Here is a 15,492-nt window from a genome sequence, read left to right as displayed (position 1 = left end):
CGGGCAAGGATGCCCCCGGCTGGCACCAACTATGCCCCGAGCAACAATCAGTGGGTCCAGGGGGCGCGGCGGTCGGTTGCGAAATTCTCGCCATAGCCGCGCGGGCGGACATTCGTGCCGCGGCGCTGCGGTTCCTGAACGACGTAATCCAGCCCGTGTTCGCGGGCGTAATCCTCGGCCTGCTTGCGGCTGTCGAAGCGCAGGCGGACCTGGCTTTGGGTGTCGCGGCTGCTGGTCCAGCCCATCAGCGGGTCGATCTCTCGTGCATCGGCGGGCGGGAATTCCAGAACCCAGCCCTTGGACCGCCCCATCCCCGAGGTCATCGCGTTGCGGGCGGGCTGATAGATACGCACGATCATGGCGGGACTCCGGCTTGCTTCTGGCGATCATATCACCCCAAATCCGCCCCGGATCAAGCCCCTGCGACGCGCGGGCTCAGGGCGTTTCGTCAAAGGGCGCGGTCAGTTCGATCTCGCCGCTCGCCTTGTCCATGATGCAGGCCATGCGCTCGGTCGCGCCCTGGGGATCGGTCAGCGTCACCACCGCGACCCCATAGGTTTCCGAGCCGAAGGGATTGACCTCGATCACGGCCTCGGCAGCCGCGGGCAGCAGCGCTTCGCAGCCCTGGGCCAAGCGGTCGCGCATCTCGTCCCAAGCGGCCTCGGTGGAGGCATGGGCAGGCAGGGCCAAGGCGGTCAACAGGACGGCAAGACGCATGGTTCAAACCCTTTACAGATCATGCCAAGCGTGCCGCCCGGAACCCCTGAACGCCAGACGGCGTTCCGTCACGAAAACGAGAGGACCAGATGATGAAAGCTGCCAGCATCACCCTTGCAACCCTGCTTGCGCTTGGCGCCTGCAGCGCGACCTCGCCCTATACGGTCGCCGATACGCGCTGCAACGCTGCCCGCCATCAGCAGTTGGTCGGCATGAACTGGGGCGAGGTGTTCCTGCCGCCCAACCTGACCGTGCGCCTGATCGACCGCAACGAGATCGTCCCGGCGACCAGCAATCCGGGCCGGTTGAACCTTTATGTCGACGAAAAGGGCTGGATCGCGCGGATCAGCTGCGGCTGACGGGCGCCCCTTCAGCGCCCGCGCTTCGACCGCTTGTTGCCGCCGCGCTGCCCCGCACGTCCGGCCGTCGAGCGCCCCGAGGCGCGGGTTGCGGCCTCGGCGGCCTCTTCGACCGCGGATTGACGCGCCAGCGGATCGTCCGAGATCACCAGATCGACGGCCTCGAGGCGCTTGACCTCGTCGCGCAGGCGGGCGGCTTCCTCAAATTCCAGGTTCTCGGCGGCCTTGCGCATCTGCGCGCGCAGCCCGTCCAGATGCGCGGCAAGGTTGGCGCCGACCAGCGGCTTGTCCACCTTGGCCGTGACGCGCGACTGGTCGGTATCGCCCTGCCAGAGCCCCGCCAGAACATCCTCGACATTCTTGCGGACGGTGGTGGGGGTGATGCCGTGGGCCTCGTTATAGGCCATCTGCTTCTGGCGACGACGCTCGGTCTCGGCCATGGCGCGTTCCATGCTGCCGGTGATGCGGTCGGCATACATGATGACCCGCCCGTCGGCATTGCGCGCGGCCCGGCCGATGGTCTGGATCAGCGAGGTTTCCGAGCGCAGGAAGCCTTCCTTGTCGGCATCCAGAATGGCCACCAGCCCGCATTCGGGAATGTCCAGCCCCTCGCGCAGCAGGTTGATGCCGACCAGCACGTCAAAGGCCCCAAGCCGCAGGTCGCGCAGGATCTCGATCCGTTCGATCGTGTCGATATCGCTGTGCATGTAGCGGATGCGGATGCCCTGTTCGTGCAGATATTCGGTCAGATCCTCGGCCATGCGCTTGGTCAGGGTCGTGACCAGCGTGCGGTAGCCTGCGGCGCTGACGCGGCGCACCTCGTCCAGAAGGTCGTCCACCTGCATCTCGACGGGGCGGATCTCGATCTGGGGGTCCAGCAGGCCGGTGGGACGGATGATCTGTTCGGTGAAGACGCCGCCGGTCTGGTCAAGCTCCCATTGCGCGGGGGTCGCGCTGACGAACACGGACTGGGGCCGCATCGCGTCCCATTCCTCGAACTTCAGGGGGCGGTTGTCCATGCATGAGGGCAGGCGGAAGCCGTGTTCGGCCAGCGTGAACTTGCGCCGGAAGTCGCCCCGATACATGCCGCCGATCTGCGGCACGCTGACATGGGATTCGTCGGCAAAGACGATGGCATTGTCGGGGATGAACTCGAACAGGGTCGGGGGCGGCTCGCCCGGCGCGCGACCGGTCAGATAGCGGGAATAGTTCTCGATCCCGTTGCAGACGCCGGTGGCTTCCAGCATCTCGATGTCGAAATTCGTGCGCTGCTCAAGGCGCTGCGCCTCCAGCAGCTTGCCCTCGTCCTGAAGCTGCTTCAGTCGGCCCTGAAGCTCGGCCTTGATGCCCTTGACCGCCTGCTGAAGGGTCGGGCGCGGCGTGACGTAGTGGCTGTTGGCGTAGATGCGGATCTGCTTGAAGCTGTCGGTCTTGACCCCGGTCAGAGGGTCGAATTCGGTGATCGCCTCAAGCTCGTTGCCGAAGAAATCGAAGCGCCAGGCGCGATCCTCGAGGTGGGCGGGCCAGACCTCGACCAGATCGCCGCGCACGCGGAAGCCGCCGCGCTGGAAGCTGGCATCCAGACGCCGGTATTGCTGCGCGACAAGCTGGTTCAGGAATTCGCGCTGATCGTAGCTTTGGCCCACGATCATGTCCTGGGTCATCGCCGAATAGGTCTCGACCGAGCCGATGCCGTAGATGCAGCTGACCGAGGCCACGATGATCACGTCATCGCGTTCCAGAAGCGCCCGCGTCGCGGAATGGCGCATCCGGTCGATGGCCTCGTTGATCTGCGATTCCTTCTCGATATAGGTGTCGCTGCGCGCGACATAGGCCTCGGGCTGGTAGTAATCGTAGTAGCTGACGAAGTACTCGACCGCGTTTTCGGGAAAGAAGCCCTTGAATTCGCCGTAAAGCTGGGCGGCCAACGTCTTGTTCGGTGCAAGGATGATCGCGGGGCGCTGCGTCTCTTCGATGACCTTGGCCATGGTGAAGGTCTTGCCCGTCCCCGTCGCGCCCAAGAGGACCTGATCACGCTCGCCATCGCGCACCGCCTGCGCGATCTCGCGGATGGCGGTGGGCTGGTCGCCTGCGGGCTGGAACTCGCTGTGCATGACAAAGCGCTTCCCGCCCTCGAGCTTGGGGCGGGTCACTTCGATGGGACGCGCGACGGGCGCGTTCGTGTTGTTGTGACCCATGGGGTTCCTGATCCGTTCGGCTTGGCCCCAAGATGTGCCCGAACGGGGCCGATTTCAACCGCGCTTGATCCGCGAGGGCTGAAGTTCGGACCACCCTGCCCCGCCATCCAACTCGTCGGCAAGAATTTCGGCCGTCACCGGCCCCAGGGTGAAGCCCTGATGGCCATGGCCGAAATGCGCCCAGAGGTTCGGCTGGTCCGGCACCCGGCCCACCAAGGGCAACATGTCGGGCATGCAGGGGCGGCGGCCGGTCCAGGGCTCGGCCTCGACCGGGGCGCCGATGTCGAACAACTCGCGCGCGGCCTTTTCGCCGTGCTTCAGCTGCGGCGGCGACAGACGCGGATGGGGCGTCAGCTCGGCGGCGGTGGCGATGCGCAGGCCCCGGCGCATGGGCGACAGGACGACCGAATTGCCGAAATCCGCGATCGGGTGATGGGGCGGCAGTTCCATGTGGTAATGGCGGTGATAGCCGCGCTTGAACACCATCGGCACACGCAGGCCGAAGCGTTCGGTCACGATGGGCGACCAGGGACCAAGCGCGATGACGGCATGTTCGCCCGTCGCCTCGTCGGCGACCCAGGCCGCGCCCTTGCGGTGAAGATCGCCCGCATCGCCGTTCACGATCCGCCCGCCGCGTTTCTGGAACAGCGCCGCATAGGCCGCCACCAGCCCGCCCGGATCGGCGCAGTTCCAGCTGTCGGACCAATGGGTTGCGCCCTCGACCTCGATCTTGACCGAGGGTTCCATGGCGCGCAGTTCCGCCCCCGTCATCAGCCGCGCCTCGACCCCGAATTCGGTCAGGAAGCGTTCGGCCGTCTTGCGGGCCTTGTCCATCCGGGCGGGGGTGCGATGCAGCTCGATATAGCCGTTTCGGCGAATGATGTTATCCGCGCCCGCAGCCGCGATCAGGGGCCCGTGGCGGTCGGTCGATTGCCGGATCAGCCGCCCCCAAGTGGCCGAGGCGCGGCGATGCGCGGCGGGCAGCGAATGGCGGGCATAGGACAGGATCGCGCCCAGTTGGGGCAGAAGCCCCGAGGGCGTCCACTTGACGTCGAACCCCCGGCCAAGAGCGATCTGCATCAGCGCAAAGGGAGCCAGCGGCATGGCATAGGGCTCGACCGCCTCGGTCTGGATCAGCCCGGCATTGCCATAGCTGGTCTCGCGCCCCGGCACGCCGCGTTCGATGATGGTGACATCATGCCCACGCGCCTGCAACGCCAACCCGGTCGAAACCCCGACCATCCCCGCACCCAGAACCAGAATTTCGGCCATCGCTGCCCCCTGTCCGCTGAACAGGATCAGGGATGCCGGGATCGCGCGCGTCCGGCAAGGATGAAAGGGCTTTCTTCGGCCATCGTCCGAATCTTTGCAAGATTCAGGCGAAAAGCTCGCGGCAGAAGGTCAATCCTTCGATCAGCGCGTCCACTTCTGCCTGCGTGTTGTACATGGCAAAGCTGGCCCGCGCGCTGGCCGGGACGCCCAGATGCGTCATCAGCGGCATCGCGCAATGCGTGCCCGCCCGGACGGCGATTCCCTTCTTGTCGAGGATGGTCGAGATGTCATGCGCATGTGCCCCCTCCATCGTCATGGAAAAGATCGCGCCCTTGTCTGCCGCATCGCCCTGGACCTGAAGCCAGTTCAGGCTGCGCAGCCGGTCGCGGGCATAGTCGCGCAGGGCGCGTTCATGGGCGGCGATGTTCTCCATCCCCAGATCCATCAGATATTCCAACGCGACGCCCAGACCGATCTGGTTGACGATGCCGGGCGTGCCCGCCTCGAAGCGCAGCGGGCCGTCATTATAGGTGACGGCGTCGCGGGCCACGGTGCGGATCATGTCGCCCCCGCCAAGGAAGGGGCGCATCTGGGCCTGACGCTCGCGCCGGACCCAGATCGCGCCGGACCCCGAGGGGCCGTAAAGCTTGTGGCCGGTGATGCAGTAGAAATCCGCGCCAAGCGTCGAAAGGTCCACCGGCAGATGGACCGAGGCCTGGCTGCCATCGACGACCAGCGCCAGGTCGGTCCCGGCCCGGATTCCCGCGATATCGACGACCGTGCCGGTGACGTTCGACATATGCGTGACGGCGATCATCTTCGTGCGGGGCGTGATGGCGGCCAGCACCTTTTCGGGCGGCAGGCTGCCATCGGCCTCGGGCTCGACCCAGTTCAGCACCACGCCCTGACGTTCGCGCAGGAAATGCCACGGCACGATATTGGCGTGATGCTCAAGCAACGAGATCAGGATCTCGTCGCCCGGCTGCAGGTTCGGCGCAGCCCAGCCATAGCTGACCATGTTCAGCGCCTCGGTCGAGCCCGAGGTAAAGATCACCTCATCCTCGTGGGGCGCGTTCAGGAAGCGCGCGATGATCGCGCGGACGCGTTCGTAATTGTCGGTCGCCAGGTTCGACAGGTAATGCAGGCCCCGGTGGACATTGGCGTATTCGCCCTCGTAGGCGCGGGTGATCGCGTCGATCACGCAGCGGGGCTTCTGCGCGCTGGCACCATTGTCCAGGTAGACTAGCGGGCGGCCATTGACCTGCCGCGACAGGATCGGGAAATCGGCGCGGACAGCATCGACATCAAAGCTCATTGCGGCATCTCCGGCAGGATTCCCAGGGCGACGGCAAAGAAGGACAGAACGAAGCCAAGCGCCAGAAGCGTGGCGAACATGACCAACAGGATCTTGGGCGCGCTGATGAAGCCGTGCAACGCCTTGGTGAATTGCACGGTCAGCCACAGGAACAGCGCGATGGACAGGATGCCGATGATCGCGGCAAAGGGCGGCAGAATCACCGACAGCACGACCTGCACGGCCTGGACCATCAGCAGGATCGCCTCGATCCAGACGGCCAGAAGCAGCGCATCCTCGAACCGGCCATGGCCACCGAACATGCGTCCGACAGAGGCCATCAGCGACGCGCCCACGACCACGGCGGCGAATTGCAGCCCCGCCAGGACCAGCGGCTGCTGACCGGCCAGAAGCCCGCCCTGAGTCTGCTCACCACCGCCATAGATCTGCATCGAGACCCAGGCCAGCAGCCCCGAGACCGACACCGCCAAAGCCAGCGCCATCCAGCGCACGGACATCGGCCAGCCCTGCGCCATCAGCCAATGGGCCGCCTGCTCCGGCTCTCGGAAAGTCAGCCGGATCAGGGCCTTGAAGTCGTCAGAACTCATCGATCACGCCTTGCCAGCGCCGAAATCCCGGCGCCCCAGATGAAGAAAAAGCCGAAACCTGCCACCACATCGGTGGTGGTAAGCGCCGGGCCCTCGCCGATGAAGCCGCCGACCAGCCCCCGCAGCAACATCGCCGGCGCCACCGCCAGCAACGCCCAGAACAATGCCAGCCGCGAGGCCTCGGGCGCAAGCCGCCAGGGCGTCGCGCGGCTGAACAGCGCAACCAGTCCCGCCACCGCATAGGCCAGAAGCGGCATCATGAACATCACGGCCATCAGCGCCCCGCCCATCCGCGCTTCGAAGGGGCGCGAGGGGTCAAGCGCGGCTGCACGGGCATGAATCGGCGCCTGCGCCAGCAGCATGAAGACCATCGCCAGCATCAGAACGACCAGCATTACGCGATCAGGCATGCCTTGCAGGCCCCGCACCACCCGGCGCGGCGCCCACCAGCTTTGCACCACGCGGCCCGCCATGCCCTGCCGGGCCGCAGGGCTCATGCGCGGCTGCGTCCGGTCAGCCATGCGTCGAGACGCTCGTTGATCTCGTCGCGCAGGCCCTCATCCTCGACCTCTTGCAGGGCATCGGCCAGGAAGGACAGGACCAGGAACACGATCGCCCGGTCATGCGGCACCCCGCGAGAGCGCAGGTAGAACAGCGCATCCTCGTCGATCGCGCCCGTGGTCGAGCCATGCGAGCATTTCACGTCGTCGGCATAGATCTCAAGCTCGGGCTTGGCCAGGAACTGGCTGGCCTCGTCCAGAAGAAGCGCCTGGCTGATCTGGTAGCCGTCGGTCTTCTGCGCGCCCGGCTTGACCAGGATCTTGCCCTGAAAGACGCCGGTGGCGCCGTTTTTCAGCACTTTCTTGAAGACCTGACGGCTTTCGCCGCGCAGCGCGCCATGGGTGACAAAGACCGTGTCGTCGTGATGGAACGGGCCTTCATCGCCATCGCCCAGAACGGCGGCGGCGACATGGGCCACCGCATCGTCGCCGACCATGTCGATGACCGATTCCTGCCGCATCGTGGTGCCGTTCACGGCCAGCGCAAAGCTTTTCAGCACGGCATCCGAAGCCACCCGTGCGAACAGGTGCGACAGCCCGACCTTGGCGTCATTGGCGCGCTTGGCGGTGATGTGGTGCAGCGTGGCGCCGGGCGCCAGATCGACCTCGAGAACACCGTTCGAGCGCGCGCCGACGCTGCCGGTCTCCAGCAGGGTCAACTCGGCTCCTTCCTCGACGCGCACGACATGGTGCCACATCGCATCGGCTTTATCCGAGGCCCGGCGGTGCAGCACATGGACAGGCTTTGCAGGCTTTCCCGTCACGCGGATCAGCAGCCCATCGCGGGCGGCGGCGGTGTTCAGCGCGGCAAAGGGGCGGCGCACAGGCGACTGGCCCGCAGCCTCCAGCGAGCCGAAGAGGCCCTCGGCCCATTCCGCGCCCGAGGGGTTGGCCAGCGTCGTGATCTCGATTCCGTCCAGCGCCAGATCGTCAGAGGCGGCGGCATCGAAGACGCCATCCACGAAAACCAGCGTCAGCTTGTCGCGCGAGGCGAAAAGCGGCGAATCCGGCCCATCCACACGCGCGACCGCGGCGGGTTCCGGCGCGTTGAACGGGCGCGGGTCGGTATAGCGCCAGTATTCGTCGCGCGGCCCCGGCAGGCCCATCGCGCGCAGCCGCGCCAGCGCATCGGCGCGCGCGGCGGCAAAGGCGCCCGTCGGCAGGTCCAGCGCGGCAAGGCGCTGGTCCAGCGCGTCAGGCGCCTTGGCGGTGCCGCTGACCTGCGGCACCTGCATGTCCTTGACGGCGATATCCGACATCAGCCCGCCTCCGCCAGCAGGTCGCCGTAACCGTTTTCCTCGACCTCGAGCGCCAGTTCCGGGCCGCCCGATTTCACGATGCGACCATTCGCCATGATATGCACCACGTCCGGCTGGATGTGGTTCAGCAGGCGCTGGTAATGGGTGATGACCAGAAAGCTGCGGCCCGCATCGCGCAGGGCGTTCACGCCTTCGCTGACCAGACGCATCGCATCCACGTCGAGACCCGAGTCGGTCTCGTCCATGATGCACATGCGCGGCTCCAGCATGGCCATCTGAAGGATCTCGTTGCGCTTTTTCTCGCCGCCCGAGAAGCCGACATTGACCGGACGCTTCAGCATTTCAGGGCTGATCTGCAACTCGGCGGCCTTGGCGCGCACGACCTTGAGGAACTCGCCCGACGACAGTTCGGCCTCGCCGCGCGCCTTGCGCTGCGCGTTCACGGCGGTCCGCAGAAAGGTCATATTGCCGACGCCGGGGATCTCGACCGGATACTGGAAGGCCAGGAACAGACCGGCGGCGGCGCGCTCCTCGGGCTCCATGTCCAGCAGGCTCTCGCCGTCCAGCATCGCCTCGCCCTCGGTCACCTCGTAGCCGTCGCGGCCCGAGAGGACATAGGACAGGGTGGACTTGCCCGAGCCATTCGGCCCCATGATCGCATGGACCTGACCGGCGGGAACCTCAAGCGTCAGCCCTTTCAGGATCTGCTTGTCCTCTTCCTCAAGTTTCACATGCAGGTTGTTGATTTTCAGCATCTTTTCCTCAAACGGCGAGGGCGCCACCAAGGGCGCCGAATTGGGTATGGGCACGGGCGGTCAGCCCACCGAACCTTCCAGCGAGATGGCGACGAGGCTCTGCGCCTCCATGGCGAATTCCATCGGCAGCGCCTGAAGCACTTCGCGGCAGAAACCGTTCACGACGAGCGCGACGGCCTCTTCCTCGTCCATCCCGCGCGAGCGGCAGTAGAACAGCTGGTCGTCATCGACCTTGCTGGTCGTCGCCTCATGCTCGACCCGGCTCGAGGTGTTCTTGACCTCGATATAGGGCACGGTATGGGCGCCGCATTTGTCGCCGATCAGCAGGCTGTCGCATTGGGTATAGTTGCGGCTGTTCGTGGCGCGCGGATGCATCGTCACCAGACCGCGATAGGTGTTCTGCGCCTGCCCCGCCGAAATCCCTTTGGAAACAATGCGAGAGCGGGTGTTCTTGCCAAGATGGATCATCTTGGTCCCGGTATCGGCCTGCTGGTGATTGTTCGCGATGGCGATAGAATAGAACTCGCCCTGCGATTCATTGCCGCGCAGGATGCAGGAGGGGTATTTCCAGGTGATCGCCGATCCGGTTTCCACCTGCGTCCACATCACCTTGGCGCGGTCGCCGCGGCAATCGGCGCGTTTGGTGACGAAGTTGTAGATGCCGCCCTTGCCCTCCTCGTCGCCGGGGAACCAGTTCTGGACGGTCGAATATTTCACCTCGGCATCTTCCAGCACGACGATTTCCACGACCGCCGCATGAAGCTGGTTCGTGTCGCGCTTGGGCGCGGTGCAGCCCTCGAGGTAGCTGACATAGCTGCCCTTGTCGGCAATGATCAGCGTGCGCTCGAACTGGCCGGTATTCTCGGCGTTGATGCGGAAATAGGTGGACAGCTCCATCGGGCAGCGCACGCCTTCGGGGATGTAGACGAAGCTGCCATCCGAAAAGACCGCGCTGTTCAGCGTGGCAAAGTAATTGTCGGTGACCGGAACGACGCTGCCCAGATATTTCTTCACCAGTTCCGGATGCTCGCGGATCGCCTCGCTGATGGAACAGAAGATGACGCCGGCCTTGGCCAGTTCGTCCTTGAAGGTTGTGCCGACGCTGACGCTGTCAAAGACCGCGTCCACGGCGACCTTGCGCCCTTCGACGGGGGCGGCCTCGGCGCCCTCGACGCCCGCCAGGATCATCTGCTCGCGCAGCGGGATGCCCAGTTTCTCGTAGGTGGCCAAGAGCTTGGGATCAACCTCGTCCAGCGACTTGGGCTTGACCTCCATGCTTTTCGGGCGGGCGTAGTAATACTGGTCCTGATAGTCGATCTCAGGGTAGTTCAGCATCGCCCAACGCGGCTCGGTCATGGTGAGCCAACGCCGATAGGCGGCCAGGCGCCATTCGGTCATCCATTCCGGTTCGTTGTTCTTTTCCGAGATCAGACGGACGATATCCTCGTTCACGCCCTTGGGGGCGTATTCCATCTCGATCTCGGTGTCCCAGCCGTATTTGTAGCTGCCCATGTTCTGCACGGTCTCGACCGTTTCACGGTCTACGCCCTCGCGCACGTCAAGATCGGTGGTTCCCGTCATCCTGTTTCCTTCCTGCGGCTGGCGCCTTGGCTAGCCATTCCTGTCGCGCCAGCGTGAATACGCGTTTTCCCAGGCATCCGCAAATCGGTTCATCTGATCCTCGTCCAAAGCCGGACTTATGGACAGACGGATGGCCGATTGCGATTGCTGATCGTCAAAGCCCATCGCCTGCAGGGTGCCGCTGGCCCGCACCTTGCCGGACGAACAGGCCGAGCCCGCCGAGATGGCAAAGCCCGCAAGATCCATCTGCATCACCTGCGTCTCACCCTTCCAGCGCGATGTAAGAAGGCAGGTCGTGTTCGGCAAGCGCCGCGCCGCCTTTCCGGCGATGGAAATTTCGGGAAAACGGTCGGTCAGACGCGCCTCCAGCCTGTCGCGGCGAGCGGCGACCTCGTCCCAGAGCCCCGCCTCCAGATCGGCCTGCGCGGCGCGGGCGGCGGCGGCGAAGCCCAGAATGCCGATCAGGTTCTCAGTCCCGGCGCGGCGGCCCTGTTCCTGACCGCCACCTTTCAGGATCGCTTCCAGATCGGTTCCCTTGCGGATCACCAGCGCGCCAATCCCCTTCGGGCCGCCCAGCTTGTGCGCGCTGACGAAGCCCGCCGTGAGGCCCAGCCAGTTGAAGGCCAGGGGGATCTTGCCGAAAGCCTGCGTCAGATCGCTGGCCGCAAGCCCGTCAGGCAGGCGCTGGATCACGCCGGTCTCGCTGTTGGCCATTTGCAGCGTGGCGCGCGCGGGGTCCGGCACGGTGACGATGCCGTCGTGATCGACGGGCAGGCAGGGGTCGCACCAGGCGCGCACCGCGTCATGTTCGACCGGCGCGCAGGCAAGGCCGCGCCCCGCCAGAATCAGCGCCGCCGCCTCGGTCGCGCCCGAGGTGAAGACCAGATCCGCCCCGTCCGCGCCAAGCGCCGAGGCGATGTCCTCCCGCGCGCGTTCCATCGCCATCTTGGCGGCGCGGCCCTCGGCATGGACGGATGAGGGGTTGCCCACCAGATCCATTGCCCGCAGCATCGCCTCGCGCGCCTCGGAGCGCAGGGGCGTGGTGGCGTTCCAGTCCAGATAGGCCCTCATGCCAGCGCATCCGCGATGCGGGCGGCAAGGCGCGCGGCGACGGCCTCCTTGGCCATGCGCGGCCAGTCCTCGGCCCCCTCGGCGGTGATCAGCGTCACGGCATTCTCGGCCCCGCCCATGATGCCGGTGGCGGGGCGCACGTCATTGGCGACGATCCAGTCGCAACCCTTGCGCGCGCGCTTGGCCGTCGCATGGGCGATCACGTCATCGGTCTCGGCGGCGAAGCCCACGACAAGGCGCGGGCGCTGCGGGGCCTGACTGATCCAGGCAAGGATATCCGGGTTCTCGGCCATCTCCAGCGCCGGGGGGCGGCCCGTGCCGTCCTTCTTCATCTTGCTGTCGCTGCCGTTCACGACCCGCCAATCCGCGACCGCCGCCGCCATCACGGCCGCATCGGCGGGCAGCGCGGCCTCGACCGCGTCGCGCATCTGCCGGGCGGTCTCGACGGCGATGACCTCGACGCCGGCCGGGGGCGCGACCTGCGCGGGGCCGGTGACAAAGCTCACCCGCGCGCCCAGATCGCGCAGCGCCGCCGCGATCGCCGCGCCCTGAGCGCCGGATGAGCGGTTGGCGATATAGCGCACCGGGTCGATCGGCTCATGCGTCGGCCCCGAGGTCACGACCACATGCCGCCCCGCCAGCGGGCCGCGCGGCACCTGTGCCTCGGGCAGAAGCCGCAGGGGCACGGGCGCCAGCGCCGCACGGATCGCGTCAAGGATCGCCTCGGGCTCGGCCATGCGGCCGGGGCCGTATTCGCCGCAGGCCATCTCGCCCTCGTCGGGGCCGACCAGCGCGATGCCGTCGCCGCGCAGCGTCGCCAGATTGCGCTGCGTCGCCGGGTGCTGCCACATGCGGACATTCATGGCGGGCGCGATCAGCACCGGCTTGTCGGTCGCCAGCAGCAACGTCGAGGCCAGATCATTGGCCAGCCCCGCCGCCATCTTGGCCATCAGATCGGCGGTGGCGGGCGCCACGACCACCAGATCGGCCCGGCGCGACAGCTGGATATGGCCGATCTCTGCCTCGGCGGCCATGTCGAACAGGGCCTGATGCACGGCTTCTCCGGCCAGCACCGACAGCGACAGGGGGGTGACGAACTCGGCCCCCGCGCCGGTCAGGACCGGCGTGACATGCGCGCCCTCGGCCCGGATCAGGCGGATCAGCGCCGGGATCTTGGTGGCGGAAATCCCGCCGCCCACGATCAGAAGTATGCGTTTTCCCAGCATGTCGCCCCCTTTGCCCGCCCGATGATCGCCGGCCCGCCACAGATAGCCCCGCCCGCCCCCGCCCGCAAGAAAGCCCGCCGTTAACCTGTCCTTAACGCCACGCCCGTTAACCATGCCCCAAAGGTCAGGAGCCCGCATGATCGCCATCGCCTATTCGGTCGCCTTCGAGGGGATAGAGCCCCGTCTGGTCGAGGTGCAATGCTCGATCACCGCCGGAATGCCGGGCTTCGCCATCGTGGGCCTGCCCGACAAGGCCGTCAGCGAGGCGCGCGAACGGGTGCGCGCGGCCTTTGGCGCGCTGGCCATCGCGCTGCCCAACAAGCGCGTGACCGTGAACCTGTCGCCCGCCGATCTGCCCAAGGAGGGCTCGCATTTCGACCTGCCCATCGCGCTGGCGGTGCTGGCGGCCCTCCAGATCATCCCGCAGGAGGAACTGGCCCGCTGCCTTGCGCTTGGCGAACTGGCGCTGGACGGGCGGCTGGTCGCGGTGACGGGCGCCCTGCCCGCCGCCCTTGCGGCCTCCGAAGATGACCGCTCGCTGATCTGCCCCCGCGCCTGCGGCCCCGAGGCCGCCTGGATCGAGGCCGTCACGGTCCTGGCCCCCGCCCATCTGCGCGAGGTGATCGACCACCTGACCGACCGCAGGCCCATACCCCCTGCCGCGCCGGGCCGCGTGATCGCCGAAGAGGACGGCCTCTGCCTGTCGCAGGTCAGGGGTCAGGAACGCGCCCGCCGCGCGCTGGAAATCGCGGCAGCGGGGCGGCATCACCTGATGATGATCGGCCCGCCCGGCGCGGGCAAGTCGATGCTGGCCAAGCGCCTGCCCGGCCTGATGCCGCCCCTGACCGCGCGCGAGGCGTTGGAGACCTCGATGATCCAGTCGCTGGCCGGCACCCTGCCCGAGGGGGGCATCTCGCGCCGCGCCCCCTTTCAGGAACCCCATCACACCGCATCGCAGGCCGCGATCATCGGCGGCGGACGCGGCGCCCGGCCCGGCCAGATCAGTCTTGCGCATAACGGCGTGCTGTTTCTGGACGAGATGCCCGAATTCCCGCGCCACGTCCTCGACACGCTGCGCCAGCCCATCGAGACGGGCGAGGTCGTCGTGGCCCGCGCCAATGCCCATATCCGCTATCCCTGCCGCTTCCTGCTGGTGGCGGCGGCCAATCCCTGCCGCTGCGGCCAGATGGCGGATGCGGCCCGCGCCTGCCCCCGCGCGCCTGCCTGCGGGGCGGATTACCTGTCGCGGATCTCGGGGCCGATGACGGACCGGTTCGACCTGAGGATCGAGGTGCCGCCCGTGGCGCTGGACGATCTGCAACGCCCCTCGGACGGCGAGACAAGCGCTACGGTCGCCGCCCGCGTGGCCGAGGCACGCGCCCTGCAGGACAGGCGCTACCGCGATCACCCCTCGGTGCGGGTCAATGCGGATGCGCCGCCCGACCTTCTGGACCTTGTCGCCGCACCCGACGCCGAGGGCCGCGCCCTGATCCAGCGTGCCGCCGACCGTCTGGGCCTGACCGCGCGCGGCTATCACCGCATCCTGCGCACCGCGCGCAGCATCGCCGATCTGGATGGCAGCGACCGCGTCCACAGCGCCTATCTGGCCGAGGCGATCAGCTACCGCCTGCCCTCGCTGCCAGGCGGCTGAAGACGGCTTGATCGCGGCGGGCATCGACCCGAGGATGGGCGCATGAGCCCGATCCCGACCCTAGGCACCGCCCGGACGATCCTGCGCCCCATGCGGGCCGGGGATTGGCCGGATTATCACCGGCTGATGCGGTCGGATCGTGCCGTCTTCATGGGCGGCCCCTTCGACCTGAAAACCGCTTGGGGCATGTTCTGCGCCGATCACGCGCAATGGGATCTGTTCGGCTGCGGGGCGCTGATGATCGAGGACCGCGCAAGCGGCCGCGTTCTGGGGCAGGTCGGCATCAATGACGGCCCGCTTTTCCCCGAACGCGAACTGGGCTGGTTCCTCTATCCCGAGGCCGAGGGCCGGGGCATCGCCTTCGAGGCCGCATCCGCCCTGCGGGATTGGGCCCGCGATGTCCTGCGATGCGCAACGCTTGTCAGCTATCTGGACCCGGCGAATATCCGCTCGGCGCGGCTGGCGGAACGACTGGGGGCCGTGCCCGACCCGCTGGCTGCACGGCCCGACCCGACGGATCTGGTCTATCGCCATTTCGGCCAGGCCACGCGCCCCTGACCGAAAACCCCGCGCAGACCGCGGAAACGAAAAAAGCCGCCCCGAGGGGCGGCCTTCTCCGTTTCCGAAACCGGAAGCGATCAGACGAACTGGACGTTCGTCGCCGATTCGCGGCCGTCGCGGCCACGCTCCAGCTCGTAGGTCACTTTCTGGCCGTCGGCCGGGGCCGAGAGGCCCGCGCGCTCAAGAGCCGAAATGTGCAGGAACACGTCCTGACGGCCGCCTTCCGGTTGGATGAAGCCGAAGCCTTTGGTGCTGTTGAACCATTTCACGGTGCCGTTGGCCATCGTGAGATCTCCTGTCTTGGTTGCCACCCACAGAATGCAGTGGCTTGGCCCAGTCATTTAGCAAAGCAGACTGAAGGCAGAAGCAGACAGGATGCA

The 15,492-nt window shown here is 66.8% G+C and carries 16 protein-coding genes; 3 read left to right on the top strand and 13 right to left on the bottom strand.

The genetic code is table 11. The features are described from left to right. Positions 1–47: 47 nt before the first annotated feature. Both ACTZWU_RS10815 and ACTZWU_RS10810 read right to left on the bottom strand, forming a co-directional pair. On the bottom strand, positions 48–359 hold the full coding sequence (locus tag ACTZWU_RS10815; protein WP_444737359.1) for an ETC complex I subunit: 312 nt from the start codon (positions 357–359) through the stop codon (positions 48–50). A gap of 76 nt (positions 360–435) precedes the next feature. Next, a complete protein-coding gene (locus ACTZWU_RS10810; RefSeq protein ID WP_444737358.1) occupies positions 436–717 on the bottom strand; it encodes a hypothetical protein in 282 nt (93 codons plus the stop codon). Between the two features lie 92 nt (positions 718–809). Between ACTZWU_RS10810 and ACTZWU_RS10805 the strand changes: the two genes are divergently transcribed. Beyond that, the gene (locus ACTZWU_RS10805) at positions 810–1,076 is read left to right on the top strand and encodes an I78 family peptidase inhibitor (RefSeq protein ID WP_444737357.1); all 267 of its coding nucleotides are present in this window, start codon (positions 810–812) and stop codon (positions 1,074–1,076) included. A gap of 11 nt (positions 1,077–1,087) precedes the next feature. Here ACTZWU_RS10805 and uvrB read toward each other — a convergent pair whose 3' ends face one another. From uvrB to coaBC, 10 genes are all read right to left on the bottom strand, one after another. Then, positions 1,088–3,274 (bottom strand): excinuclease ABC subunit UvrB, encoded by a 2,187-nt coding sequence (gene uvrB, locus ACTZWU_RS10800; protein WP_444737356.1) that lies wholly within the window; start codon positions 3,272–3,274, stop codon positions 1,088–1,090. A 54-nt stretch (positions 3,275–3,328) separates the two neighbouring features. Continuing rightward, on the bottom strand, positions 3,329–4,546 hold the full coding sequence (locus ACTZWU_RS10795) for an NAD(P)/FAD-dependent oxidoreductase (RefSeq protein ID WP_444737355.1): 1,218 nt from the start codon (positions 4,544–4,546) through the stop codon (positions 3,329–3,331). Between the two features lie 103 nt (positions 4,547–4,649). After that, a complete protein-coding gene (locus ACTZWU_RS10790) occupies positions 4,650–5,861 on the bottom strand; it encodes a cysteine desulfurase (RefSeq protein WP_444737354.1) in 1,212 nt (403 codons plus the stop codon). Continuing rightward, positions 5,858–6,448 (bottom strand): Yip1 family protein, encoded by a 591-nt coding sequence (locus ACTZWU_RS10785; RefSeq protein ID WP_444737353.1) that lies wholly within the window; start codon positions 6,446–6,448, stop codon positions 5,858–5,860. The genes ACTZWU_RS10790 and ACTZWU_RS10785 overlap by 4 nt, the downstream gene beginning before the upstream one ends. Further along, complete coding sequence (locus ACTZWU_RS10780) at positions 6,445–6,945, bottom strand: hypothetical protein (RefSeq protein WP_444737352.1); 501 nt, start codon at positions 6,943–6,945, stop codon at positions 6,445–6,447. The genes ACTZWU_RS10785 and ACTZWU_RS10780 overlap by 4 nt, the downstream gene beginning before the upstream one ends. Next, positions 6,942–8,267, bottom strand: coding sequence for a SufB/SufD family protein (locus ACTZWU_RS10775; protein ID WP_444737351.1), 1,326 nt, complete (start codon positions 8,265–8,267; stop codon positions 6,942–6,944). Before ACTZWU_RS10775 ends, ACTZWU_RS10780 begins: the two co-directional genes overlap by 4 nt. Continuing rightward, positions 8,267–9,022: a Fe-S cluster assembly ATPase SufC gene (gene sufC, locus ACTZWU_RS10770; RefSeq protein ID WP_444737350.1), complete on the bottom strand. Its 756-nt coding sequence runs from the start codon at positions 9,020–9,022 to the stop codon at positions 8,267–8,269. Before sufC ends, ACTZWU_RS10775 begins: the two co-directional genes overlap by 1 nt. A 60-nt stretch (positions 9,023–9,082) precedes the next feature. Beyond that, positions 9,083–10,603, bottom strand: coding sequence for a Fe-S cluster assembly protein SufB (sufB, locus tag ACTZWU_RS10765; RefSeq protein ID WP_444737349.1), 1,521 nt, complete (start codon positions 10,601–10,603; stop codon positions 9,083–9,085). A gap of 30 nt (positions 10,604–10,633) precedes the next feature. Beyond that, the gene (locus tag ACTZWU_RS10760) at positions 10,634–11,674 is read right to left on the bottom strand and encodes a cysteine desulfurase family protein (protein ID WP_444737348.1); all 1,041 of its coding nucleotides are present in this window, start codon (positions 11,672–11,674) and stop codon (positions 10,634–10,636) included. Beyond that, positions 11,671–12,900 (bottom strand): bifunctional phosphopantothenoylcysteine decarboxylase/phosphopantothenate--cysteine ligase CoaBC, encoded by a 1,230-nt coding sequence (coaBC, locus tag ACTZWU_RS10755; RefSeq protein WP_444737347.1) that lies wholly within the window; start codon positions 12,898–12,900, stop codon positions 11,671–11,673. Before coaBC ends, ACTZWU_RS10760 begins: the two co-directional genes overlap by 4 nt. Before the next feature lie 136 nt (positions 12,901–13,036). Between coaBC and ACTZWU_RS10750 the strand changes: the two genes are divergently transcribed. Together ACTZWU_RS10750 and ACTZWU_RS10745 are read left to right on the top strand one after the other, a co-directional pair. Beyond that, positions 13,037–14,551 carry a YifB family Mg chelatase-like AAA ATPase gene (locus ACTZWU_RS10750; RefSeq protein ID WP_444737346.1) on the top strand — a complete coding sequence of 505 codons (1,515 nt, stop codon included), beginning with the start codon at positions 13,037–13,039 and terminating at the stop codon, positions 14,549–14,551. 42 nt (positions 14,552–14,593) lie between these two features. Beyond that, positions 14,594–15,109, top strand: coding sequence for a GNAT family N-acetyltransferase (locus ACTZWU_RS10745; protein WP_444737345.1), 516 nt, complete (start codon positions 14,594–14,596; stop codon positions 15,107–15,109). An 80-nt stretch (positions 15,110–15,189) separates the two neighbouring features. On the opposite strand, the gene ACTZWU_RS10740 is transcribed toward ACTZWU_RS10745, so the two are convergent. Then, positions 15,190–15,396, bottom strand: coding sequence for a cold-shock protein (locus tag ACTZWU_RS10740; protein WP_119887522.1), 207 nt, complete (start codon positions 15,394–15,396; stop codon positions 15,190–15,192). Positions 15,397–15,492: the final 96 nt, after the last annotated feature.

This window comes from Paracoccus sp. NSM (assembly GCF_052379855.1).
Lineage (GTDB): Bacteria > Pseudomonadota > Alphaproteobacteria > Rhodobacterales > Rhodobacteraceae > Paracoccus.
This window is presented reverse-complemented; position numbering and strand designations above follow the sequence as displayed.